At 26.5% G+C, this 25,553-nt stretch carries 19 protein-coding genes and 1 tRNA gene; 16 read left to right on the top strand and 4 right to left on the bottom strand.

The window, feature by feature from the left end; all coding sequences use genetic code 11:
* The first annotated feature begins 6 nt into the window (after window positions 1–6).
* The 4 genes from CHF27_RS05360 to orr are packed head-to-tail and all read left to right on the top strand — an operon-like array spanning window position 7 to window position 5,018.
* A complete protein-coding gene (locus CHF27_RS05360) occupies window positions 7–381 on the top strand; it encodes an ornithine aminomutase subunit alpha (protein WP_095405727.1) in 375 nt (124 codons plus the stop codon).
* Window positions 375–2,579, top strand: coding sequence for a D-ornithine 4,5-aminomutase subunit OraE (gene oraE / locus CHF27_RS05355; protein ID WP_095405728.1), 2,205 nt, complete (start codon window positions 375–377; stop codon window positions 2,577–2,579). Before CHF27_RS05360 ends, oraE begins: the two co-directional genes overlap by 7 nt.
* 1 nt (window position 2,580) lies before the next feature.
* Window positions 2,581–3,969 carry a GlmL-related ornithine degradation protein gene (locus CHF27_RS05350; protein ID WP_095405729.1) on the top strand — a complete coding sequence of 463 codons (1,389 nt, stop codon included), beginning with the start codon at window positions 2,581–2,583 and terminating at the stop codon, window positions 3,967–3,969.
* Complete coding sequence (gene orr / locus CHF27_RS05345) at window positions 3,954–5,018, top strand: ornithine racemase Orr (protein WP_095405730.1); 1,065 nt, start codon at window positions 3,954–3,956, stop codon at window positions 5,016–5,018. The genes CHF27_RS05350 and orr overlap by 16 nt, the downstream gene beginning before the upstream one ends.
* 124 nt (window positions 5,019–5,142) lie before the next feature.
* On the opposite strand, the gene nhaC is transcribed toward orr, so the two are convergent.
* Window positions 5,143–6,567, bottom strand: a complete 1,425-nt coding sequence (gene nhaC / locus CHF27_RS05340) for a Na+/H+ antiporter NhaC (protein ID WP_095405731.1) — start codon at window positions 6,565–6,567, stop codon at window positions 5,143–5,145.
* A gap of 404 nt (window positions 6,568–6,971) precedes the next feature.
* On the opposite strand from nhaC, the gene argH reads away from it, so the two are divergent.
* Complete coding sequence (gene argH / locus CHF27_RS05335; RefSeq protein WP_095405732.1) at window positions 6,972–8,288, top strand: argininosuccinate lyase; 1,317 nt, start codon at window positions 6,972–6,974, stop codon at window positions 8,286–8,288.
* 60 nt (window positions 8,289–8,348) lie between these two features.
* Here argH and CHF27_RS05330 read toward each other — a convergent pair whose 3' ends face one another.
* Window positions 8,349–9,674 (bottom strand): D-alanyl-D-alanine carboxypeptidase family protein, encoded by a 1,326-nt coding sequence (locus CHF27_RS05330; protein WP_095405733.1) that lies wholly within the window; start codon window positions 9,672–9,674, stop codon window positions 8,349–8,351.
* A gap of 79 nt (window positions 9,675–9,753) precedes the next feature.
* On the opposite strand from CHF27_RS05330, the gene CHF27_RS05325 reads away from it, so the two are divergent.
* The 6 genes from CHF27_RS05325 (at window position 9,754) to CHF27_RS05300 (ending at window position 20,646) form a co-directional block, all read left to right on the top strand.
* Window positions 9,754–10,422 carry a helix-hairpin-helix domain-containing protein gene (locus tag CHF27_RS05325; protein ID WP_095405734.1) on the top strand — a complete coding sequence of 223 codons (669 nt, stop codon included), beginning with the start codon at window positions 9,754–9,756 and terminating at the stop codon, window positions 10,420–10,422.
* A 66-nt stretch (window positions 10,423–10,488) separates the two neighbouring features.
* The gene (gene selD, locus CHF27_RS05320; protein ID WP_095405735.1) at window positions 10,489–11,532 is read left to right on the top strand and encodes a selenide, water dikinase SelD; all 1,044 of its coding nucleotides are present in this window, start codon (window positions 10,489–10,491) and stop codon (window positions 11,530–11,532) included.
* A gap of 44 nt (window positions 11,533–11,576) precedes the next feature.
* On the top strand, window positions 11,577–12,956 hold the full coding sequence (gene selA / locus CHF27_RS05315) for an L-seryl-tRNA(Sec) selenium transferase (RefSeq protein ID WP_243444954.1): 1,380 nt from the start codon (window positions 11,577–11,579) through the stop codon (window positions 12,954–12,956).
* A 23-nt stretch (window positions 12,957–12,979) separates the two neighbouring features.
* Window positions 12,980–14,869, top strand: coding sequence for a selenocysteine-specific translation elongation factor (gene selB, locus CHF27_RS05310; protein ID WP_095405737.1), 1,890 nt, complete (start codon window positions 12,980–12,982; stop codon window positions 14,867–14,869).
* 172 nt (window positions 14,870–15,041) lie between these two features.
* Window positions 15,042–17,801, top strand: coding sequence for a sensor histidine kinase (locus CHF27_RS05305; RefSeq protein WP_095405738.1), 2,760 nt, complete (start codon window positions 15,042–15,044; stop codon window positions 17,799–17,801).
* Between the two features lie 46 nt (window positions 17,802–17,847).
* Window positions 17,848–20,646: a sensor histidine kinase gene (locus CHF27_RS05300; protein WP_158534726.1), complete on the top strand. Its 2,799-nt coding sequence runs from the start codon at window positions 17,848–17,850 to the stop codon at window positions 20,644–20,646.
* Between the two features lie 77 nt (window positions 20,647–20,723).
* Here CHF27_RS05300 and CHF27_RS05295 read toward each other — a convergent pair whose 3' ends face one another.
* The gene (locus CHF27_RS05295; protein WP_095405740.1) at window positions 20,724–21,764 is read right to left on the bottom strand and encodes an FAD:protein FMN transferase; all 1,041 of its coding nucleotides are present in this window, start codon (window positions 21,762–21,764) and stop codon (window positions 20,724–20,726) included.
* A gap of 62 nt (window positions 21,765–21,826) precedes the next feature.
* Here CHF27_RS05295 and CHF27_RS05290 point away from each other — a divergent pair, with 62 nt between their 5' ends.
* From CHF27_RS05290 to CHF27_RS14175, 5 genes are all read left to right on the top strand, one after another.
* A complete protein-coding gene (locus CHF27_RS05290; RefSeq protein WP_095405741.1) occupies window positions 21,827–22,198 on the top strand; it encodes a NusG domain II-containing protein in 372 nt (123 codons plus the stop codon).
* 40 nt (window positions 22,199–22,238) lie between these two features.
* Window positions 22,239–22,913 carry a uracil-DNA glycosylase gene (locus CHF27_RS05285; protein WP_095405742.1) on the top strand — a complete coding sequence of 225 codons (675 nt, stop codon included), beginning with the start codon at window positions 22,239–22,241 and terminating at the stop codon, window positions 22,911–22,913.
* 201 nt (window positions 22,914–23,114) lie between these two features.
* Window positions 23,115–23,432 carry a rhodanese-like domain-containing protein gene (locus tag CHF27_RS05280; RefSeq protein ID WP_095405743.1) on the top strand — a complete coding sequence of 106 codons (318 nt, stop codon included), beginning with the start codon at window positions 23,115–23,117 and terminating at the stop codon, window positions 23,430–23,432.
* A gap of 208 nt (window positions 23,433–23,640) precedes the next feature.
* A complete protein-coding gene (locus CHF27_RS05275) occupies window positions 23,641–24,480 on the top strand; it encodes a 3D domain-containing protein (protein WP_095405744.1) in 840 nt (279 codons plus the stop codon).
* 175 nt (window positions 24,481–24,655) lie between these two features.
* Window positions 24,656–24,752, top strand: a tRNA-Sec gene (locus CHF27_RS14175).
* 5 nt (window positions 24,753–24,757) lie between these two features.
* On the opposite strand, the gene CHF27_RS05270 is transcribed toward CHF27_RS14175, so the two are convergent.
* The gene (locus CHF27_RS05270; protein ID WP_095405745.1) at window positions 24,758–25,489 is read right to left on the bottom strand and encodes a hypothetical protein; all 732 of its coding nucleotides are present in this window, start codon (window positions 25,487–25,489) and stop codon (window positions 24,758–24,760) included.
* Window positions 25,490–25,553 lie beyond the last annotated feature (64 nt).

Genomic DNA, 25,553 nt, shown 5'->3' with positions numbered 1-25,553 from the left:
ATGTATATGAAAAAGAGAGAAGATGATTTTACAGAAAGAAGAAAACATCTACAAAATCTAAGTGATCAAGAAATACATGATAAATTTTGGGAATTAGCTCATCAAATTATGCAACCTATGTTAGAGTTAGGGAAAAAGAATACAACTCCATCTATAGAAAGATCTGTCCTTTTAAGAATGGGATTTTCATCACTAGAAGCTAAACCAATAATAGAAGGTGTTCTTGATAGAGGGCTTATAAGTAAAGGAGCAGGTCATGTAGTTTATAAATTAGCAAAAGAAAAAGATATCAGTATAAGAGAAGCTGGTCTTATGTTAGTTAATGGAGAAGGATGGGATGAAGTAGTTAGTTTATTTAGTAAGGAGGCTGCGAAATGTTAAAAGAAAATAAAAAATTAGATATAGAATATATATTAAAAGATTTAGATAAATATAGACCTAAAAGAAGAGGATGGACATGGAGAGAGCCTCAAAAGGGACTAAAAATGGGTCCTTTTGAATACTCAGATTGTTCAACACCTCTAAAGGATAGTACAGCACTTCCATCTGCTAAATATTTCAACTATATAGATCCACAGCCATTGCCAGTAATAACTACAGAAATTGCATCTGGTAGATTTGAAGATGATATTAGAAGAATGAGAATGGCAGCATATCATGGGGCAGATCATTTAATGGTAATAAGAACTGCAGGTCAATCTCACTTTGATGGTCTTATAGAAGGAACACCACAAGGTATAGGTGGAGTTCCTATAACTAGAAAACAAGTAAGAGCTCAAAGAAAGGCATTAGATTTTATAGAAGAAGAAGTTGGAAGACCTATAAATTACCATTCTTATGTAAGTGGAGTTGCAGGACCAGAAGTAGCTGTTATGTTTGCTGAAGAAGGAATAAATGGAGCTCACCAAGACCCTCAATATAACGTACTTTATAGAAATATAAATATGATAAGATCTTTCGTTGATGCTTGTGAAGCTAAAAATATAATGGCATTTGCAGATATGGCTCAAATAGATGGAGCTCATAATGCCAATGCAACAGCAAGAGAAGCGTGGAAAGTAATGCCAGAACTTATGGTACAACATGCTCTAAACTCAGTATTTTCTTATGAGGTTGGTATAAAGAAAGATAATATATGTTTATCAACAGTTCCTCCAACAGCACCCCCAGCACCTTGTTTAAAAATGGATTTACCATATGCTGTTGCACTAAGAGAAATTTTTGATGAATACAAAATGAGAGCTCAAATGAACACTAAATATATGGAATCTTCAACAAGAGAAGCAACTGTTACACATGTACTAAACTTATTAACTTCAGTTTTAACAAGAGCGGATATACAATCAACAATAACACCAGATGAAGGTAGAAATGTTCCATGGCATATGTATAATATAGAAGCTTGTGATACAGCAAAACAAGCGCTAGTTGGTATGGATGGACTAATGGAAATGATAGAATTAAAAGATGTAGGACTTTTAAGAACAAATGCAAGAGAATTAAAAGAAAGAGCAGTTCTTTATATGGAAGAAATTCTTGAAGTAGGAGGATACTTCAAAGCTGTAGAAGATGGATTTTTCGTTGATTCAGGAAATTATCCTGAAAGAAATGGGGATGGAATATCTAGAAAGATAAATGGTGGAGTTGGAGTAGGAACTGTTTATGAAAGAGATGAAGATTACTTAGCTCCTGTTACAGCTCACTATGGATATAATAATGTAGCTCAATATGATGGGACTTGTGCAGAAGACCCATCAAAATTAATCGGAGGATGTACTTTTGAAGATCCAGATAAAATAATTTATATAGACGAATTAGATGAAGTGGATAATGTAAATGTTAGATTAGAAGAAACTAAAGAATATAGAGAAACTAGTAAAATAAAACCAGAAATGGAATGGTGTGCTGATGGTATAGTTATGATAACTATGATGCTTCCAACTGATATAAGAACAGCTGAATTTGCAGCAATAGAATTTGCTAAAAAAATGAATTTAGAAGAAGTTGAAGTAATCCATAGAGAAGTAATGCACTCAGCTGAAGGAACTAGAATAGAGCTAAAAGGAAAAGTTCCATTTGATGTTGATATAGATAAACTTGTAATACCAGAAGAACCAAAAGTATTAACAGATGATGAAATAAGAGCTGATATTGAAGCAAAACCAATGAAAATAGTGTGTGCTACAGTAGGAGAAGATGAACACTCTGTAGGACTTAGAGAGATAATAGATATAAAACATGGTGGTATAGAAAGATTTGGAATAGAATGTCATTACTTAGGTACATCAGTTCCAGTTGAAAAATTAGTTGATGCTGCTATAGAATTAAATGCTGATGCAATACTTGCATCTACTATAATAAGTCATGACGATATTCATTACAAAAACATGAAAAAATTAAATGAATATTGCATTGAAAAAGGAATAAGAGATAAAATTATGATAGCTTGTGGAGGAACTCAAGTTACACCTGAAATAGCAGTTCAACAGGGAGTTGATGCTGGATTTGGAAGAAATAGTAAAGGTATTAATGTAGCTACTTTCTTAGTTGAAAAAAGAAGAGAAATGGAGCAAAAATAATATGAAAATTGATGTGTTAGTTGCTGAAATAGGAAGTACAACAACTGTTGTAAATGCTTTCAATAACATTAACACAGATAGCCCTGGCTTTATAGGCCAGGGTCAAGCACCAACAACTGTATTTGAAGGCGGAGATGTAAGGAATGGTTTAAATGGAGCTATAAAAGAATTGTGCAAAAATTTAGGTGTAAAATCTATTGAATATGATGATATGTTTGCTACATCTAGCGCTGCAGGTGGTTTAAAAATGACCGTTCATGGTTTAGTATATGATATGACTGCAAAAGCAGCTAAAGAAGCTGCGTTGGGTGCAGGGGCAGTTATTCATAAAGTGACAGCTGGAAAGTTAAGAAGAACAGATTTAAAAGAAATTAAAAATATTTCTCCAAATATAATATTAATAGCAGGAGGAGTCGATTATGGAGAAAGAGATACAGCAATATATAATGCAGAATTAATTGCAGGTATAAATTTAGGGATACCCATTATATATGCAGGAAACGTAGAAAATCAAGAAGAAATAAAATTAATATTTGAAGATACAAATTATAAACTTTATTTAGCAGAAAATGTTTATCCTAAAATAGATTTATTAAATATAGAACCAACTAGAAAAATAATACAAGATGTTTTTGAAGAGCATATAACTAATGCACCAGGAATGAAACATATAAAAGATATGGTAAATGAAAATATAACACCTACTCCTGGAGCAGTTATGGAAGCTTCAAAACTGTTATATAAATATATAGGGGATTTAATAACTATAGATGTAGGAGGAGCTACAACAGATTTACATTCAGTTACAGAAGGAAATGAAGGTATAAGCAGAATTTTAGTAAATCCAGAGCCAACTGCGAAAAGAAGTGTAGAAGGCGATTTAGGTGTTTATGTAAATATGGAGAATATAGTTAATTTGATTGGTAAAGAAAATTTAGAAGAAGAGTTGAAAATAAATATAGATAAAATTATGGAAGAATATATACCAATACCTAAAAGTGTAAATCAAATAAAATTTGTAGAAAGACTTACAAAGGAAGCTGTAATTAGAGCCACACTAAGACATTCAGGAAGAATAAGATGTGTATATGGGACAAGTGGAAAAAGTAAAATTGCAGAGGGAAAAGATTTGACTGAAGTAAAATATATTGTAGGAACTGGAGGAGCATTAACTAGACTACCAAATAGAATAGAAATCATGAGATATATAACTGAATATAATAAAAATAAAGATTTATTATTCCCTAAAGAAAACACAAAAATATTAGTAGACAATGATTATATTATGGCATCTTTAGGAGTCCTATCTAAAAAATATGAAAATGCATCTCTAAGACTTATGTTAAAAAGTTTAAATTTAGAGGAGGATAAATCATGTATCCTAGGTTAGAGATAAATATAAAGAAGTTAAGAGAAAACACTAAGATAGTTTCTGATATTTGTCATAAAAATAACATAGATGTAGCAATGGTAACAAAGGTTTATTGTGCTATAAAAGATGTAGTTAGAGAATTAGCTAAAGAAGATATAAATTATATAGCTGATTCTAGAATAGAAAACCTAAAGAATCTAAAAGATATAAGTCTACCTAAAATATTAATAAGAATTCCAATGTTAAGTGAAGTAGAAGATGTAATACAATATAGTAATATTAGTTTTAATTCAGAGTTAAAAACTGTACTAGAGTTAAATGAAGCTGCCAAAAGAAGAAATATAATTCATAAAGTAGTAGTAATGGTAGATTTAGGAGATTTAAGAGAAGGTTATTTTGATGAAAATGAACTATTAAATTCAATAGATGAAATTTTAAAATTATCAAATATAAAATTAATAGGCTTAGCAACTAACTTAACTTGTTATGGAGCTATAATACCTTCTCAGGAAAATTTAGGAAGATTGGTTAATATAGCTAGGAATATTGAACAAAAACATAATATAAATTTAGAGTTTATATCTGGAGGAAATTCTAGTTCATTATTTTTATTAAATTCTGATAAAATGCCTAAAGGAATAACGAACCTTAGATTAGGAGAAGCAATTGCTTTAGGAAAAGAAACTGCATATGGAAAAGATATTGAGGGAGCTAATAGAGATGGATTTAAGCTGGTATGTGAGATTGTAGAAATAAAAGAAAAACCATCAATTCCAATTGGTGAAATTGGAGTAGATGCATTTGGAAATAAACCAGTGTATGAAGATAGGGGTATAAGAAAAAGAGCAATAGTTGCAATTGGAAAGCAAGATATAAATATAGATTCAATAAGTTCAATCGATGAACACATAGATATTTTAGGAGCAAGCTCAGATCATATGATATTAGATGTAACGGATAGTATAAATAGATATGATGTTGGTGATAAAGTACAGTTTCTTTTAAGTTATGGAGGATTAATGTCAGCAGCTACTAGTAAATATGTTTATAAAGAAATTATATATTAATATAAGCTAAAAAAATATTACTAATAAGAATTTCTTATTAGTAATATTTTTTTACTAAAAATTGTGATTTAAGTGAATGTAGTAAAAATATCTAAGATGTTAGTGAAAATAATGAAATTGTTTTTTATTCAGTAATTGATTTTTCAATTTCAATTTCGTTAGGGTCGATTCTTGCAATTTTAAATCCAATAGCAATAAGGAATAAAGATACAAGTGGATTTATTAAATTTAAGAATGCATAAGGGAAGTATTGAAAAGCACTAACTCCTAATGTTGTGTGTATATAGGCACCACATGTGTTCCATGGTACTAGAGCAGAACTCATTGTACCGCTATCTTCAAGTGCCCTTGACAACATCTTAGGATGTAATCCTCTTTTTCTATATTCATCTCTAAACATTCTACCAGGGATAACGATTGAAAGATATTGTTCACCTGCCATTACATTAGTTAACATACATGTAAGCATTGTACAAAATACAGTACCAAATACTCCACGAGCAAGTTTTAGTATAGATGTAGCTATTGCCTCAAGCATACCTGTTTTTTCCAGTATACCACCTAGAGATAAGGCACAAAGAGTTAATGATACTGTAGACATCATATTCATAAGACCGCCTTTATTTAAAAGTTCATCGACAGCATTAATTCCTGTAGTAGATGTAAAACCATTCTGTGCAGCATCTAATATATCCTTAATAGGTGCTCCTTGGAAAATTATAGCGAATATAAATCCTAATAATGCTCCAAATATTAGACCTGGAATAGCAGGAACTTTAAATATAACTAAAGCTATGACTGCTATAGGAGGTATAAATAAAACTGGCGACAACGTTTTGAATGAGTCATGTAAAGTAGTTCTTATTAATTCTATTTGAGATAAATCTAAATCTTGACCGCTGTATTTTAAACCAATTATACCATATAATATTAAACAAATTATTAGTGAAGGAATAGTGGAGTAAAGCATATATTTTATATGCTCAAATAAAGTTGTACCAGCCATAGCAGGTGCTAGATTAGTAGTATCAGATAATGGTGATAGTTTATCTCCAAAATAAGCTCCAGATATTATAGAACCAGCTATTAGTGGAGTTGGCATCCCAAGACCTTGACCAATACCAAGAAGTGCTACACCCACAGTACCCATAGTACTCCAAGAAGACCCCGTTGCTAAAGATACAATACAACAAATTAATGTTGTTGCGACTAAGAATATACCAGGAGAAAGTATTTCAAGTCCCCAGTAAATCATAGATGGAACAACGCCACTTATTATCCAGGTACCTATTAATATACCTATAATCATGATTATTAAGATTGCTTGCATTGCCATTTTGATAGTTGAGAACATGCTCTCTTCAAGCTCATTCCAATCATAACCTAGTCTAAAAACTGCAACTAATGCAGCTACAATAGCGCCACCAACGAGAGGCACATGCGGCGAAGCACCGTATTTTAATATGGATATTGCTAAGAATAAAACTAAGAAAAATATTGGAATCATAGCATCAAACAATGTGGCTTTTCTTCTGGTTTTCTCTTTCATTAGATATAAAATCCCCCTTAAACTTATAATTAAAAAACTTCCAAGATGAAATTTATAAAAAGATAAATTATATTTAAAGCAAAACACATGCCAATTATTTAAATGTTTGTAAATTCACAAAAATATATGTGCTGAATAGATTGAAAATTATAAAGATTAGAAAAATATTAATGTAAATAAAAAAAATAGTACGTATTTAGTAATAACCATAGCAGATAGCAAGAAAATTTGCAATTGAGCAAATTTTTTTGCACTTTTAAATTTAAAATTAGTGTTAAATTTATTACGAGCTTGTACAAAAATAGGAGAACTTAGGAGGAGATTACGTATCAGTAAGTTTAACAATATAAATATTGGTAAATAATATTAAAAAAGCATTAAAAATTATAAAGAGGTGAAAAAGAATGAAATTATGGGGTGGGCGATTTAGAAAAAATGAAAATAAGTTAATGGAAGAGTTTAATAAATCTTTTCATTATGATAAGGTACTGTATAAAAAAGATATACAAGGTAGTATAGCCCATGTGTATATGCAAGTTAAATGTAATTTATTAACTAAAGAAGAAGGCATTAAAATAACTGATGCGCTTATGGAAATAAATGACGATATAGAAAATGGGAAGTTAATTATGGATGGAAATTATGAGGATATACATAGTTTTATAGAAATTAATTTAATCCAAAAAATTGGAGAGGTAGGAAAGAAGCTACACACAGCGAGAAGTAGAAATGATCAAGTAGCAACTGATATGAGAATGTATGCAAAGCAAAAAGCTGAAGGTATATTAGTTTTAACGATTAAATTAAAAGATACAATAAAAAAAGTAGCATATAAAAATCCTGTAATAATGCCAGGATATACACATCTTCAAAGAGCTCAAGTTATAACATTTAAACATCATATAATGGCATATTATAGTATGCTTGATAGAGATGAAAAAAGATTAAAAAATGCATTAGAAATTCTAGATGAATGTCCTTTAGGATGTGGAGCATTAGCAGGAACAACACATGATATAGATAGAAATATAACATGCGAAAAATTAGGATTTAAAAAAGTTGTAGAAAATTATATAGATGGAGTAAGCGATAGAGATTATTTGTTAGAACTAATGAGTAATTTTTCTATAATTATGATGCATTTAAGTAGACTAAGTGAAGAGTTGATACTTTGGAGTAGCCAAGAATTTGATTTTATTGAAATTGATGATTTGTATACAACAGGAAGTAGTATAATGCCTCAAAAGAAAAATCCTGATGGAGCAGAGCTTATAAGAGGTAAAACTGGAAGGGTTTATGGCAATTTAATGGGACTTTTCACCACAATGAAAGGTTTACCATTAGCTTATAATAAAGATATGCAAGAAGATAAAGAAGGATTTTTTGATAGTGTAGTAACTTTAGAAATGAGCTTGGATATCATGGAAAAAATGATAGATACTTTAAAGGTAAAAGAAGAAAAAATGAAAAAAGCAGTTAAAAGTGGATTTTTAAATGCTACTGAAGTTGCAGATTATTTAGTTAAGAATAAAGTACCTTTTAGAGATGCTCATAAAATAGTTGGACAAATAGTTATTTACTGTGAGGATAATAAAAAATCTATAGAAGAACTTAGTATAAAAGAACTAAAAGAATTTTCATCAGTATTTAAAGAGGATATATATGAATTTATAAATTATGAAAATATATTAAATAAAGGAATTAAAAAAAATTTAAAGTGATTTATAAATAAAAAGATAGACGAAATTAATATAAATAACAATTTAGTCTATCTTTTAAAATTATCTTCTTTTTCTTTTTTTCTTATATATGTTTCTCTTTTTTGAGTAAATGTTTTTGTTAGATTTTCTTCTTTTTTTCTTTCTAATTATAACAAGAACTATAGTTACTGTAATCAAACTAACTAAAGCAATCGCAACAATTTTAATGCCATTTATTACAACTTGATTTTCAGTAATAAAAGAAAAAATACTATTAAGATTACTTGTAGCTACTAATTCTATAGTATTTTTTAGTTCTTTTCCTTTAAATACTTCTAGAGTACCGACTTTATCACCTTTTTTAATTGGTAATTTTACTTTATTTAAATTAACTTTTGTTGTATAGTCATTTTCTTTTGTACCTTTAGGTAGAACTACTTTGTAGCTATATTTTGGTTCATAAACAAATTCATTTTGTTTTGTAAACATTACCTTTTTAGTTCCTATATAGTTATCCTTATTAACTATAGTTGTAGAATAAAAATTATCAAATCCATAGTCAAGCAAAGTTCTTGAGTCAAGGTATAAATCATTACCTTTAGTTTTAAACACAGTTGCAATAAGTCTCATATTATCTTTAACGCCACTAGACAAAAGACATCTACCAGCATCATCTGTATACCCAGTTTTGATACCATCAACTATGTCATATTTTATGTCTATTTGTTTACCTTTATAATTGATTTTTTCATTTGAATTTAAAAACTTATTAGTATTTACAAAATATCTTTCATATGGATAAGCCTGAGTTGCTTTAAATGAAACAGACTTCATTTTTACTATTTCTCTAAATATATTATTATTCATTGCTACCCTAGCCATTAAAGCCATATCATAAGCAGTAGAGTAGTGATTTTCATCAGGCAAACCATGAGGATTGTTAAAGTGTGTATTTTTTGCACCTATGGCTTGGGCTTCTTTGTTCATTAAATCTACAAATTTCTCGACAGAACCACTAACATATTGGGCTAGTACTACAGCTATATCATTACAAGAATGAACTAAAAAACCTTCTAATAACTCTTTAACTGTAAAAGACTCACCATCTTTTAAGTACATACTAGATCCTTCTACAGGAGGTATGTTCTTGATTTCTACTTTTTTGTTTAAATCAGGAACATTTTTTAAAACTAAATATGCTGTCCATGCTTTTGTAGTTGAAGCTGGATAAAGTTTTTGGGATCCATTTTTATCGTATAAAATTTCACCTGTTTCATAATCCATTAAAACTGCATATTGAGCAGATATAGATGGAATATCATTATCTGCAAATGATGTACTTGACGAACCTAAAAGTGTGGATAAGGTCATAAGAAATGCTATCAAAGTTGATAAAATTCTTTTCATTTGTAACCTCCAAATTCTAAACTCATATGTTAGTATAACATATTTTGGTTAATAATAAAAAGAAAGGAGTGAGTAAAACTTGAAAAAATTTATAAAAATAGGTATTTTTTCCGTAATATTGATTTTTTCAATTACAATGATATTATTTAAAAATGATTTTAACTTTGGAGAAAATGTATATGTAGTAAGTAACAGTAAAGAAGAAAATAAAGAAAGTACTACAAATCTAGATGTAAATGTTAGTGATAAAAAATCTGAAAATGTTATAAAAAACCAACCAAAAAAAATGATAACTATATTTGTTAGTGGAGAAGTAAATAAGCCAGGAGTAGTTACATTAGAAAGTGGGAAGAGACTTGCAGATGCAGTTGAAAAGTTGGATGGACCTACAAAAGATGCAGAATTAAATAAAGTTAATATGGCTTTGAAAGTAGAAGATGAAAAACATTATATAATACCTAAGATTGGAGAAGATATTAAATCTGATGATGATATTATTTCTAATGAAGATACTAATTTAAGTAAAATGGATAAAGAAAACGAAAATAAAAATAATAAAATTAATATAAATACAGCGACAGTACAAGAACTAGATACTTTACCTGGTATAGGAGAGGCTACTGCAAATAAAATAGTGCAATACAGACAAGAAAATAAATCGTTTAAATCTGTAGAAGAAGTAAAAAATGTAAATGGAATAGGAGATAAGAAATTTGATAATATAAAGGACTTTATAAGTGTAAATTAATTTTTTATAAATTACTAAAAAATATGTTATTATAGGTATGTATAAGCATGGAAAGGAGGTCTTTTTATGCAGACATTAAAAAGGCTTACAGAATTGACAACATCAGGAGGTTGAGCAGCTAAAATAGGTCCAGAGGTTCTGGCATCAGTTTTATCTCAACTTCCTAAGAATAAAATTAATACAGAAAATTTATTAGTAGGATTGGATACAGCAGATGATGCTGCTGTATATAAATTAAACGAAGAAATTGCATTGATTCAAACTTTAGATTTTTTCACACCTATGGTAGATGATCCATATGTGTTTGGACAAATAGCAGCTTCAAATTCATTATCAGATGTATATGCAATGGGAGGAAAACCTGTAGTAGCAATGAATATAGTATGTTTTCCGTCTTGTCATGATATGAATGTTTTAGCTGAAATTATGAAGGGTGGATTTGATAAAGTAAAAGAAAGTGGAGCACTTTTAGTTGGTGGTCATACTGTGGATGATAAAGAACCAAAGTATGGTTTATCTGTATCTGGAATTGTAAAACCAGATAAAGTTCTTTCAAATGCTACATCTAAACCAGGTGATAAGTTAATACTTACCAAGCCAGTTGGAGTGGGCATACTTAATACAGCTATGAAAGAAGGATTAGTAGAAAAAAGTATAAGTGATAAAGTTATAGAAGTAATGATTCACTTAAATAAATATGCAGCAATGAGCTTTGAATATATAGAAGTGAATTCTGTTACAGATATAACTGGGTTTGGATTACTTGGACATGCTTTAGAAATGGCTAAGGCATCAAACGTAAGTATTCATATAGATTCTAAGGAAGTACCGATTTTAGACGGAGCAATTGAAATGGCTAATATGGGTATTATACCAGCAGGAATGTATAGAAATAAGCAGTATATTTATACAGATGTAAATATTCAAGATGTAGACGGAGCAATTGAAGATATTTTATATGATCCTCAAACATCTGGAGGACTTTTAGTTTCAGTAAAAGAAGAACTAGCAGAGCTTCTAGTAGAAGATATGAAAAAAAATGGATCTATAGAGGCTAAGATAATAGGATCGGTTAAGCAAAAGGAGAATAATTATATTACTGTTATTTAAGAAAAAGGGGGATAACTATTTTGAATAAAAAAGAATTATTTGCTATGCTACCTTCAGTAGATGAAATTTTGGGGAATTCTAAAATAGTATCAGCTTTAATAGAATATCCAAGATCATTAGTATTAGAATCAGTAAGGGAAGCTATAAATACTAAAAGACAATTAATTATCAATTTTAATGATGAAGAAACAAATAAGATTAAAATTGATTTAAATGAAATAATAGAAGATTCTTTATTTATATTAAAAATAAATTATTCGCTTTCTTTGAAAAAGGTTATAAATGGAACGGGTATAGTTATACATACAAATTTAGGAAGATCTTTACTTAGTGATAGTATAAAAGAAGATTTATGGATAACTGCATCTAGGTATTCTAATTTAGAATATAATTTAGATGAGGGACAACGAGGTTCTAGATATACTCATTTGACTAATACTATTAAGAGATTGACAGGAGCAGAAGATGTTTTAGTTGTTAATAATAATGCAGCAGCTGTACTTTTAGTATTAAGTACAATGGCAAAGGAAAAAGAAGTTATAGTTTCTAGAGGTGAATTAGTAGAGGTAGGAGGTTCATTTAGAATACCAAGTATAATGACATTAAGCGGAGCAAATCTAGTTGAAGTTGGAGCTACTAATAAAACACACCTAAAAGATTATGAAGAAGTTATAACTGAAAAAACAGCTGCAATAATGAAGGTACATACAAGTAACTATAAAATTTTAGGATTTAGTGAAAGTGTAGAACTTGAAGAATTGTATAAGTTAAGTAGAAAACATAATATACCTTTAATTGAAGATTTAGGAAGTGGGGTATTTATAGATTTATCTAAGTACGGGCTAACTTATGAACCAACAGTTTTAGATTCAATAAAAAAAGGCGTAGATGTAGTTACTTTTAGTGGAGATAAAATGTTAGGAGGACCTCAAGCGGGTATAATAATAGGGAAAAAAGAATTTATAGAGAAAATGAAAAAAAACCAACTAACAAGAGCACTAAGGGTAGATAAGCTTACAATATGTGCATTAGAATCTACTTTAAGAATGTATTTAGATGAAGAAAAAGCAATAAAAAATATCCCTATCTTAAAAATGTTAACATATAAAATAGAGGAATTAGAAAAAAAAGCAAGTTGTTTATTAGAAAAAATTAAAAAATTAAATTTAGATGCCAAAATAAAAATAGAAGATGGATTTTCTCAGGTAGGAGGAGGTTCTATGCCTCTTGAAGCTATAAAATCTAAAATCATATCTATTGTTCCTAAAAATATAAATGTATCAACTTTGGAAAAAAAATTAAGGTTAAGTGATTCTCATATAATAGCGAGAGTGAGTGATAATAAATATATATTAGACATTAGAACTATTTTTGAAGATGAATTTGATGATATAGTTAAAGAATTAGGAAAAGCATTAAGATAAAAGCCTTAATAGGGGGTATCATAATGAAAAATATAATCATAGGCACAGCAGGCCATATAGATCATGGAAAAACAACTCTAATAAAAGCCCTTACAGGTAGAGAAACAGATACACTAGATGAAGAAAAAAAAAGGGGAATATCTATAAATTTAGGTTTTACTTATTTTGATTTACCAAATAAAAAAAGAGCAGGAATAGTGGATGTACCGGGTCATGAAAAATTTATAAAGAATATGTTAGCAGGAGCTTGTGGTATAGATATGGTATTACTTGTGATAGCAGCAGATGAAGGAGTTATGCCACAAACCATAGAACACTTGGATATATTAAAATTTTTGAATGTAAAAAATGGAATAATAGTACTTACTAAATGTGACAATGTAGATAAAGAGTTTAAAGATCTTGTAAAAGAAGAAATAATAGAAAAAATAAAGGGAACTTTTCTTGAAGAATCAGAAATAATAGAGGTTGATTCTATTTCTAGAAGGGGAATAGATAAATTAGTTAACGAAATAGATAAGTTGAGCAATGAAATTGATGGAAGAAATGAAGATTTTCCAGCAAGATTAAATATAGATAGAGTATTTTCAGTTAAAGGATTTGGAACAGTAATAACAGGAACTTTGATTGAAGGTAAAATTAGAATAGATGACAGTTTGGTAATTTACCCAAAACAAATTAAAACTAAAATAAGAAGCATACAAGTTCATGGGGAAAATGTAAAAACAGCATATGCAGGTCAAAGAACAGCAATAAACATATCAAATGTGAAGGTTGAAGATATAAAAAGAGGAGATGTACTTGCATTGAACAGCTCTTTAGAAGAAACACATATGCTGGATGTGAAAATTTCTATGGTAAACCATTCTGATAAAAAGATAAAGCATTGGGATAGACTAAGGTTATATCATGGAACTAGAGAAATACTTTGTAGAGCAGTACCATTAGACAAAGAAGTTATAAATAATGGAGAAATAGGATATCTTCAATTAAGACTAGAAGAAAGTATAGTCGCTAAAAAAGGAGATGAATTTGTTGTTAGAAGCTATTCACCTATGGAAACTATAGGTGGGGGTATAATAGTTGATATTGCAAAGAAAAAGCATAAACGTTTTGATGATAAAGTTATAGAAACTTTTAAAATGAAAGAAAAAGGTGAATTAAAAGATATTTTAGAAGAGTACTTAAAGAATAATACAAATGAAAATTGCACTATAAAGAATATGATGATTTATAGAAAAGAGAATGATAATATTATAATAGATGCTTTAGATAAGTTAATATTAGATTCAAAAGTAATTCTAATAAACAATATGTACATACATATTACTCAATACAATAAAATAAAAGAACATATGATTGCTATTTTAAATCAATATCATAAAAAATATAGATTAAGAAAAGGTATGTTAAAAGAAGAAATAAGATCAAAGTTAAATATAACTTTAAAATCAAGAGAAGTGGATATTTTATTAGCAAACTTATGTAAAGAAGAAATTATAAAAGTAATAGATAATTATATTTCTTTATATGAATTTAAAATTAATCTAAATAATAAGCAAATAGAAATAAAAACACAGATAGAAAAATTGGTGAAAAATTCAGGATTATCAAAAATTTTAAGGATAGATGAAGTTTGTAAAGATGCTTATTATAAAGAAGTTTTAGAATATATGATATATGATGAAATTATAAAATTAGATGATGAACATATTTTACATAAAACTATGTACGAGAAAATTAAAAAAGACCTAATTGAATTTTTAAATATTAATAAAGAAATAACTTTAGGACAATATAGAGATTTAATTAAATCTAGTAGAAAAAATTGTATGATTATATTAGAAAATTTTGATAGAAATAAAATAACAAAAAGAATTGATGATAAAAGAATTTTATTTTCCTGGAATTAGTAAATAAAGGATATAAAAAATGATATAATAATGTAATATGATTAAAAAATACCAAGTTGAGTATATATTCACTCTTCTTGGTATTTTTAGGTAAAATGGATCATATAAAATAGAAATTATTTGTATAAGTATAGTATAATTTATGTAGGAATAAACAAGGGGGTGGGGAATTTTGAAATGTGAAGTACCTTTTATGGAGAAAGAATGTATGGCAAAAAAAAATACTAAACTTATAGCTATAAGTATATGTTTATTAGCTATGATACCGTTATTTTTAATAGAAGATATTGGAAAATACGCTATATTGATGCACTTTATGTATTCTGCATTTTTAATATCTATAAGTATAATAGTACTTAATACGATGAAGTTTAATATTGACAAGTTTTCTAAAGTACTAGGATCAATTTTAGGAGTTACAGGAATAATAGAAATTATTGATGTATTTATAAGTTTGAATTTGATTGATAATATAACAAATTCACTAAACATCAAATTTATATTATCAGGATTAACAGATATGTTTCCTATAATAGGAATATTTGTGAGTTTTAATTATTTAAAAAAGCTTAAAAATTTAATGTTAGATATGAGTTTATCTATATTGATAACATTTGGATTTTTAAGTTCAACAGTACTATTTATTAATTCGTTAGATAGTACAACAGTTCAAATTAAATATTATATACTAGAAATATTTATAAGTATTGCTATAATATTGATATCAATATATCTTTTAAAACAGATACAAGTAAATAGTAGTGAGTTAGACAATGAAGAGAAATACTTTTTTAAAAAAACTATAATTATATTAATGATATCAAGAGTTCCAATAGCATTACATTTTTTCATAAGGAATTTATTAATAGAAGATATTTTAAGTCAGATGCTAACTAATATATCTATGTATTATCTGTATAGATACATAGCATATAAAAATGTAAGAAAACCATATTTAAAATTAAATGTAATAAATGAAAAATTAATTCAAAAAACTGAAGATTTAAAAGAAAATAATGAAAAGTTAATGACAGAAACTGAAAAAATACAAGGACTAAAAGAATTACTGATTGATAAAGAGTCAAAATTACAATCCACATTAGACGCATCAGTGAATTCTATTATAGTGTTTAGTAAAGAAAAAGAAATAAAGTATGCAAATAAAACGTTTAAATCTATATTTGGATACAATTTATGTAGTAAAGACTATAAAATAGAGCTGGATTTAAAACCAAAGTTGAAAAATTATGATGACTTATTAAATAATATAGATTATGTATTTGATAATAAATCAAATACAGAAGATTATATTTATGCTATTAACAATAAGTCATATCAAGCAATATTTGCTCCTCTTGTTATAAAAAATGAAACTGAAGGGGCTTTGTGTATTTTAATAGATAAAACTAAGAAAAAGGAATTTGAGCAAAAAATAATAGAAGCTAATGCAAGATATGAGAATTTTTTAGAGAGTATAGGTGATGGTATAGTAGTACTGCAAGATGGAAATGTAATTTATGCAAATAAAGCTTGTAGAGAAATATTTAAAGAAAATTTAAATGAAATCGATTTTTGTATAGATGGTAAAAAAGAGAATAAAGAAGAAATGTATATTATAGATGGTAAAAAAATATATGTTGAAATGAGTTTCTCTGAATATATTAAAAATGGTGAAAATAAGACAATAGTGGCTATAAGAGATGTTACTATGAGAAAAATTGGACAGATGAAATTGAAGGAGAGCCAAAAGTCTTATTCTAGATTTATAGATATTTTACCAGATGGAATTTGTTTATTAGATGAAAATTTAAATATAGATTATGCAAATAAATCTCTTATAGATATGTTAGGACATAAATCAATAGATAATATCAAATCTAAAAATGTAAAAAGTTTTATTAAATTAAAATTTAATGAAACAAGAAAGTTTGATTTAAAGATGAAAAGTGTTCTTAATGAGAATGAGTATATAATCTTATTAGAACAAAAGCTTATAACTACTAAAGATGAAATTGTTCAAGTTGATATGAATGCCATACCATTTGCTATAGATGAAAATAAATATGTAATGCTTATAATAAAAGATTTAACTAATAAGAAAACATCTGAATTAGCAGAACAAGAATTATTAGAAAGATTAAATACAGATAAAATAAAAACGGAGTTCTTTGCAAATATGTCTCACGAACTTAAAACACCATTAAATGTTATTTCTAGTTCAAATCAGCTTATAGACTCATTTTATAAAAATGGTAAAATTGAAGACTATAATGACAATGTTAAATCTCATGTTGAACTAGTTAGACAAAGTTCATATAGATTACAAAGATTAATTAATAATATTATTGATTTGACAAAGATGGAATCTGGACTTTACAAGTTGGAGTTATCAAAACATAACATTGTAACGGTAATAGAAGATTTATTTATGAAAGTAGAAAGATATGCAAGTAAAAAAGATATAAGTATTTTATTTGATACAGAGTCTGAAGAAATAAATATGTATATAGATAAATCAGAAATTGAGAGAATAATTTTAAATTTATTATCAAACTGTATTAAGTTTACTAAAAACGGAGGAGATATATACGTAAATATATATAATAAAAGAGACTTAGTAAGTATAAGTGTCAAAGATACTGGAGTTGGGATACCTAAAAATAAATTAAAATTAATTTTTGAAGAATTTGGTCAAGTAGATAAAACTCTTTCTAGAAATACAGAAGGAAGTGGAATAGGTTTAACAATCGTAAAAAATTTAGTTGAATTACATGGTGGAAATATAAGTGCAATAAGTGAGGAAGATAAAGGGACAGAATTTATAATAAATATTCCGATAAAGGAATTGAATTGTAAAGAGAATCAAGAAGATAGAAAAATTTATAATATAGATGAAAAAATTAAAATAGAGTTTTCAGATATATACTATTAAGATTAGGAGATTATACATGAATATTTTAGACTTAAGGGGAAGAATAATGTCTAAATTGGGAAATTCTTTTTATATAATAACTTTTATTACTTTAGTTGTAATGAGTTACAAATATGAATATTTACATAGTTTGCTTATAATGAGTATAAGAAGTGCTATGAGTATACTTATATTAGCATTAATATTGGAAAAGAATGATCAAAACTTGAAATATATAACTTTTATAGGTGTAGCATATGCAATATCTAGTATTTATGAAGTTTTGAGTGTATTAATGATTGAAGACGCTTTTAAGTTAAATCAAAGCTATATAATTATTAATATAATAGAAACTTTAACTTTTTTATTTTCTATTAACTATTTATATGAAGAAAATCTAACCCAAAATGAAATAATTAAAAAATTTATACATCAAGTTATTTTATTGAGTATTTTACTAATAGGATTCAAAGTTAATACAATTAAAGTTTTAAATATTTATATTAATATGAGTAGTTTAGTATTAATTATAAATATAATTATATTATTATTTATTTTAAAGAAATGTAGGAATTATATTGAAAATAGAGATTCAGAAAAGGAAAAACTTTTACTGATAATTAAAATTTTATGTTTGAAAATAGTATATTTTTCATATTTGATATTAAAAAGTAAATTTTCTTACATAAATATAAGAGGAGATGTAGTTACAGATATAATAAGTGCTGTACAGATGTACCTAGTTTATAACTTGATTATAAAAACAAGCTTAATACATCCATATATAAAAATAATAGAGGCTAATAAAAAGATTAATAGACAATCTAGCTTACATAAAAATGCAAATAGAATTTTAAAAAGAATTAACAAAGTGCAGTATGATATTAATCAAACTCTTATGTATAAAGAAGAGTTTCTTAATTCAATATTAATGTCTACAACAAATGGATTAATTAAATTTGATAAAAATTTAAATGTAATATATTTTAATAATGCGTTTAGGAATATTATTAATTATGAAAATAATATTGATTATTCTATAAATAAAAATATTTTAAATTGTTATGAATTTATTGAAAGTGTTTCTATGGTATGTGCGAGGAAACGTATATTAGAAAATGAGATAATAACTACTAATGACCAAGTATATAGATGCACGTATTCTCCAGATAATACAAATGGAGGGTGTATATGCCTTGTTGTTAATATATCTAATGAAAGAGAAATGTTAAATGATTTAGTTGAATTAAAACAAGAATATGAAGATTTAATAACTAATATAAAAACACCAGTTTTTATAGCAGATGAATCATATAATATAATAAAATATAGTGGATCATGTAAATCTTTTCTTGATAGATTTAAATTAAACAAAATATATGATGATAATTTAAGTGAAGCAGACTATATTGGACAAGTTATACATCCTGATGATAAAGAGCAATACAAGAATATAATAGACATAAATCGAAAAGCATGTTGTAATGAAGAACTTTATGATGGTGGTTTATCTAAACATAGAATTATTAATTGTGATGGAGACATAAGATGGATAGAGTCTAAAACAACATTATATCATGAAGGAGATAAAAAATTTACGATTGTAAGTTATGTTGATATGACTGAGTATATAAATACTCAAAACATTCTAAAAAAAACAAATGATATATATAAAGAACTTTTAAACAATGTTCCAGAAGGAATTTACTTAGAAGATTTAGAGACTAATAAATATATATATATAAATAAGAAGTTTAAAGATATTTTTGGTATAAAGGGAAATTTAGATGAATTAGAGTTAGGTATGTGTAGAAAAGATTTAATGAAGGTACATCCAGATTATAAAAAATTAATAAAAGAAGGTGTACTAAAAGTAAAACAAAATAAAGTATCTGATTATGAATATGTAAAGTATTTAGATATACACAATAAAGTAATTGAAGCTAAAGTAGCAAGTATACCATTTGGATTAAATAATAAGACTCAAAAGCTTACAATAATAAAAAGTTTAGAAGAAATTAAGAAACTAGAAAGCTTAAAAAAGAAGATAATGGAGAGAAAAAAGCATGATCTTATAAAAATGCAATTTTTTATAAATATGTCTCATGAATTAAAAACTCCTTTAAATCTAATTTTTACAAGTACTCAGCTATTAGGAAGATTAAATGAAAAAAATAAGATATTAAATGGAAAAGGATATGTAAAAAAACATGTAGATTTAACTATGCAAAATAGCTATAGATTATTAAAAATTATAAATGATTTAATTGATTTTACAAAAATGGAATCTGGATTTTATAAAATAAGAAAGAAAAATAGGGATATTGTTTCTATTATTGAAAATATAGTAATATCGGTAGTTAGTTATGCTAGTTCAAAGGAAATTGATGTGATATTTGATACAGATATAGAAGAATTAGTTATGGCAGTTGATGAAAATGCTATAGAAAGAATACTTTTAAATATACTATCAAATTCTATTAAATTTACTAAACCTGGAGGAGCGATAAATACAAATATTATATATAAGAAAGATATAATAGAAGTTATTATTGAGGATACAGGAATAGGAATACCAGAGGATAAAATAAACTTTATTTTTGATAGATTTAATGATGTAAATAAGGGATATATAGGTAATATATATGGAAGTGGAATTGGTTTATCTATGGTAAAATCAATGATAAATTTAATTGGAGGAGAGATAAGTGTTGAAAGTAAGCTTAATAAAGGAACTAAGTTTATTATAACTGTACCTATAGAAATTATAGATAATGCAGATGATAATGGTTTAGAAAAGTATAATGAATCATTAAATGTAGAAAGATTAAAAGCTGATATGACAGATATATATAAATATGTATAAATAAATTCTCAAAAATAAATTCCCATTTAACTAACTACAAGTAAAATATTTGTAGTAATAGCTTAATGGGAATTTTATTAATTAATTAGGTTAAAATTATTGTTAGTTAGATTAAATTTATTTTTTAAACCAGATGTAACATGAACATTTTTATCTTTAGTTATAAAAATAGCCTCTACATTATTCAATGATTCTATTAATTTAGAACCTTCCTTTAAACCAAGTCCAAATACAGAAGTAGATAGAGCATCGCATATCATAGATTTATTTGAAATTATGGTAACGCTACTTAATTCGTTTTTAAATGGATATCCAGTAAATGGACTTAACATATGATGATATATATGACCATCTTTTTCTATGTATCTTTCATATATACCAGATGTAACGACAGATTTATTAGATACTTTAATATTTCCAATTGAATTGCCGTTAGGTATTGTTGGATTTTGTATTCCAACTGTAAAATCAGTATTATCAAGTTTATTACCTAATGCATATACATTTCCACCTAAATTTATTAAAGCACTATGAACATCATTTTTTAGTAAATACGAACATATTTTATCAGCAGCATAACCTTTGGCTATACCACCAAGATCTATTTTCATGTTAGATAAATTTAATTTAACAGATGAATTTTTATCATCTAAAGTAATTTTATTAAAATCCACTAGATTTAATTTATCTTCAATTTCAAATTTAGAAGGGACTTTTGCATTATCCGTACCGATTGACCATAAGTTAACTAAAGGACCTATTGTTATATCGAAGTTATTTTTTGAAATTTTAGAGTATTTTATAGCTGTTTTAATAACTGAAAAAGTATCATTAGATACTTTGATAAATTTGGAACCTGCATTTTTATTTATATTAAATACATCACTTCCAGGAATGTGCGTACTCATTTTATTATCTATATCTTTTAGTATAGAATCACAATTATTTAAAAGTTTTTTAGATGCAGATTTATTTTTATCAAAAATGGTTATTTCATTAACAGTACCTAAATAGTAATAAGTTTTTGATTGCATAGTAGTTTTATTTTGAAAAAAATAAACTGAAGTAAACAGTAGGATTATTAAAATACAGATAGGTATAATTTTTTTTGTTTTCATAATGATTCCCCCAATAAACTATGTTATATTTAATTATAACACAGTTTTTTAGGGGGATAAGTATGAAGAAAAAAGATATTATTCTTATTATGATAATTTCTTTTATAATTATTATTTGTTTAGGAATAAATAAATATATAAGTTATAAAAAAGGGGAGTTTATAGAGATTTATGTAAATAATAAGTTATATAAACAGGTTTCTATAGATTCTAAAGAAGAATTTACAATAGAAACTAAAAATGGATATAATGTAGTTAAAATTCATGATAAGGGAGTAGAAATTGCAAAAGCATCTTGTCCAGATAAGGTATGTGTTCATGCTGGAATTATACATAAACCTAATCAGAGTATAGTGTGTATACCTAATAAGGTTAATATAAAAATAATAACAAATGAAAAAAATAAGCCTAAAGAAGACATAATAGTAAAGTAAAGGTATAATATTAAAAAAAGATAAATAAGTAGGTGGAAATATGGTGAAATTAAATAATGATTGGGATGAATTACTAAAAGGAGAATTTGAAAAGGAATACTATTTAGAATTAAGAAGATTTTTAAAAGAAGAATATGAAAGTAAAACTATTTATCCAAATATGCATAATATATTTGAAGCTTTAAAACATACATCATATAAAGAGACAAAAGTATTAATATTAGGTCAAGATCCGTATCATGGTGAAAATCAAGCACATGGTTTAGCTTTTTCTGTACAACCTGATGTGAAAACACCTCCATCTTTATTAAATATGTATAAAGAACTTAAAGATGATTTAGGTTGCTATATACCTAATAATGGATACTTAATGCCATGGGCTGATCAAGGGGTTTTATTATTAAATACAGCTTTAACTGTTAGGGCGCATGAAGCCAATTCTCATAAGAACAAAGGTTGGGAGATATTTACGGATAATATAATTAAATTACTAAATGAGCGTAAGGATCCTGTAATATTTGTTTTATGGGGAGCTAATGCAAGGAAGAAAAAAGAATTTATTGATGGAAATAGACATTTTATTTTAGAATCACCACATCCAAGTCCATTATCTGCAAATAGGGGATTTTTTGGATGTAAGCATTTTTCGAAGGTAAATGATATACTTAAAGAGTTAGGAAAAGAGCCTATTGATTGGCAAATACCTAATATATAAAAGGTTAAATAGAGAAGACTAGAATAAAAATTCTAGTCTTTTTTAATTTCTAACCTTTAAACTTGATCAACGGACCTGATTTTAAAGGTCGTTGACGATATAAGTGAAGTGAATTTTTTGTTTTTTATTAAGAATAAAGATAATTATGTAACTTTTTTGTGGAAATATGAATACTATGTATAAAAAAGTAAGGTGTTTAAGTTGACTGTAATTAAAATAAAATCAAGTAAATTAAAAGAAATGATAGAAAATAAAAAAATTGATTTAATTATAGATTTAAGAAGTGTAGAAAATTATTCAAAAGAGCATATACCAGGAGCTATAAATATCCCTATTAATGAGATACCAGATAAATTGGAATTTCTAGAAAAATATAAGGACAAAAATATTGTATTATACTGTGGAATAGGAAGTCAAAGTTTGAGTGCAGGAAAAGTTTTATTACTAAATGGATTTAAAAATATATACAGTTTATCAAATGGAATTAAAGATTATAAATTTGAATTAGATAAAAATTAAAAGAAACAAAATAGAAACAAAATAGAAACAAAATAGTAACAGTGAAGTAACAAAATCGAGTATGCTTAAAGTGTTGAAAATACTAAATAAGCATACTTTTGTTTTTTTGTCAATTTGACAATGAGCAAAATAATAGTTACAATTTAGTTACATAAAAAAGCAGAAATCAACAAAAATACTTTACAAGAAGAGTATAGGAGGAAAAAATATGAATTTAAGCAAATCTAAAAAAATTAAACTCTCGGCCTTGGCCGGTATATTGTCAGTAGGGATTTTAACAACGGGGTATTCAAAGATGAATAAAGAAGTGGTATTAGTTGTAGATGGGAAAAAACAAATATTATCTACATTTAAAACAAATGTTGGAGAACTTCTAGAAGAAGAAAAGGTAAAATATGATGAAAATGACATAGTTAATCTAAAACTAGATACTAAACTATCGAACGGAATAAAGGTAGAAGTCATTGATGTAGAAGAAAAAACTATAAAAGAAAGTAAAGAAGTACCTTTTGAAGTAGATATTGTAGAAGATAGTGATTTAGATAAAGGAAAAACAAGTGTACAAAATGAAGGAAGAATGGGTAAAAATGAATTAGTATATAAAGTTATATATCATAATGGGAAAAAAGTTGAGAAAAAATTTGTAGAAGAATTAGTTTCTATTAAACCTTCAAATAAAATAGTAAAAAAAGGTACTAAGGAAGAAGTTCAAGTTGCATCTTCAAGAGGAGAAAATACAAGAACTATTACTACAGCTAGTGTAAAATCTACACCAAGAACGGATAAAACAATTAGTGTAGTTGCTACAGCATATACAGGGCACTCAGTGACATCAACAGGTACTATTCCAAAATGGGGCACAATAGCAGTTGACCCTAGTGTAATACCTTATGGATCTAAAGTATATATACCTAGCCTTAATAAAACCTTTATAGCAGAAGATTGCGGAGGTGCTATAAAAGGAAATAAAATAGATATATATATGGGTGATGAGTCTTCTGTTAATAGTTGGGGAAGACAAACTATAGAAATCCAAATATTAGGATAAAAATTTAAAAGAAACAGTGTATTTACTAGAGCATTATATAAATACACTGTTTTTACTTTATTTAAAAGTTAATTTTGATGAGAAATAGTTAGAATTGTAAATTGATAGTATTTAAAATTATTGAAAAAATTTAAAAAAGATGTTATCATGAAAATGATAATATAATTAAAGCTTTGGGGGTGGATGGGTGCTGGTGTGTCCTCTAGTCTTCAAAACTAGTATGAGGGGTTAGGAGCTTCTTGGGTGGGTTCGATTCCCACACATTCCCGCCAATTGTTTAATTTATTTTAAAACTTTGATTATTAAAATCCCATTCATAAACTACTTTGTTAGTAGTTTTTTTTATTTCTCTAAATTCTTGTTCTTGGCTTAATGTATAAAAACTTTTATATTTAGTTAAAGTATAAATGCATAGGATTCGAGGAGAGTCTCCATCTAAAAAATCTATTGAACAAGTTTCAATTTCTTTAATCAAATCTTGAGAAGCGTGTTGATTTATAATTTTTTCATTGTATATATTTTTATTAAATACAGATATGTAGTTGTTATTTTTTTTAAGAAATACTTGAAAAAAATCTCTTTGTTTAGAACATTTGGATTCACTTTGCTCAATGACTAAAAAGTTTTTATAGAAATAAAAATTGTTAATAGAAGCTAAGTTATCAATAGAAGCTTCAAATTTATAATTATTTTCATCTATTTTTTCATAAATGACTATAAAAGAAAGTTGTTGAGGTAAAGATAAGGTAAAAGCAATTTTACCTTCAGTATCATTTGGTATTGAAGTAATCTTATTTAATTCTATATAATCTGCATAAGGTAGAAGATTAATTTTATTAGAATCTTTTAAAATAGATAAAATTAAATTATAATTATCATTAAGTTTACAAGTTTTAGCATAAGATGTAAAAAATAGATTAACACTATTTGGTTTATAAAATAGTAAGTTAACAAAAATTAATATGCTTATTATAATAAAAAATTTTAACAGAGTTATTATATTTTTCAAAACAAAACCTCCTTAAAAAATTTAGGTTTTTATATAAAAATATATTCTGTTAGTTTTAAATAAA

The sequence above is a fragment of the Romboutsia maritimum genome (assembly GCF_002251085.2).
Taxonomy (GTDB): Bacteria; Bacillota; Clostridia; order Peptostreptococcales; family Peptostreptococcaceae; genus Romboutsia_B; species Romboutsia_B maritimum.
Note: the sequence above shows the minus strand (reverse complement) of the source record. Positions and strands in the feature narration are given on the sequence as shown.

Bases quoted from the DNA above. Each gene is read 5' to 3' on its own strand.
- selA (WP_243444954.1), top strand. From the start codon at position 11,577: ATGCTACCTTCAGTAGATGAAATTTTGGGGAATTCTAAAATAGTATCA.
- CHF27_RS05300 (WP_158534726.1), top strand. From the start codon at position 17,848: ATGTCTAAATTGGGAAATTCTTTTTATATAATAACTTTTATTACTTTA.
- CHF27_RS05295 (WP_095405740.1), bottom strand. From the start codon at position 21,764: ATGAAAACAAAAAAAATTATACCTATCTGTATTTTAATAATCCTACTG.
- argH (WP_095405732.1), top strand. From the start codon at position 6,972: ATGAAATTATGGGGTGGGCGATTTAGAAAAAATGAAAATAAGTTAATG.
- CHF27_RS05360 (WP_095405727.1), top strand. From the start codon at position 7: ATGAAAAAGAGAGAAGATGATTTTACAGAAAGAAGAAAACATCTACAA.
- CHF27_RS05350 (WP_095405729.1), top strand. From the start codon at position 2,581: ATGAAAATTGATGTGTTAGTTGCTGAAATAGGAAGTACAACAACTGTT.
- orr (WP_095405730.1), top strand. From the start codon at position 3,954: ATGTATCCTAGGTTAGAGATAAATATAAAGAAGTTAAGAGAAAACACT.
- selB (WP_095405737.1), top strand. From the start codon at position 12,980: ATGAAAAATATAATCATAGGCACAGCAGGCCATATAGATCATGGAAAA.
- CHF27_RS05275 (WP_095405744.1), top strand. From the start codon at position 23,641: ATGAATTTAAGCAAATCTAAAAAAATTAAACTCTCGGCCTTGGCCGGT.
- CHF27_RS05330 (WP_095405733.1), bottom strand. From the start codon at position 9,674: ATGAAAAGAATTTTATCAACTTTGATAGCATTTCTTATGACCTTATCC.
- CHF27_RS05285 (WP_095405742.1), top strand. From the start codon at position 22,239: ATGGTGAAATTAAATAATGATTGGGATGAATTACTAAAAGGAGAATTT.
- oraE (WP_095405728.1), top strand. From the start codon at position 375: ATGTTAAAAGAAAATAAAAAATTAGATATAGAATATATATTAAAAGAT.
- CHF27_RS05290 (WP_095405741.1), top strand. From the start codon at position 21,827: ATGAAGAAAAAAGATATTATTCTTATTATGATAATTTCTTTTATAATT.
- nhaC (WP_095405731.1), bottom strand. From the start codon at position 6,567: ATGAAAGAGAAAACCAGAAGAAAAGCCACATTGTTTGATGCTATGATT.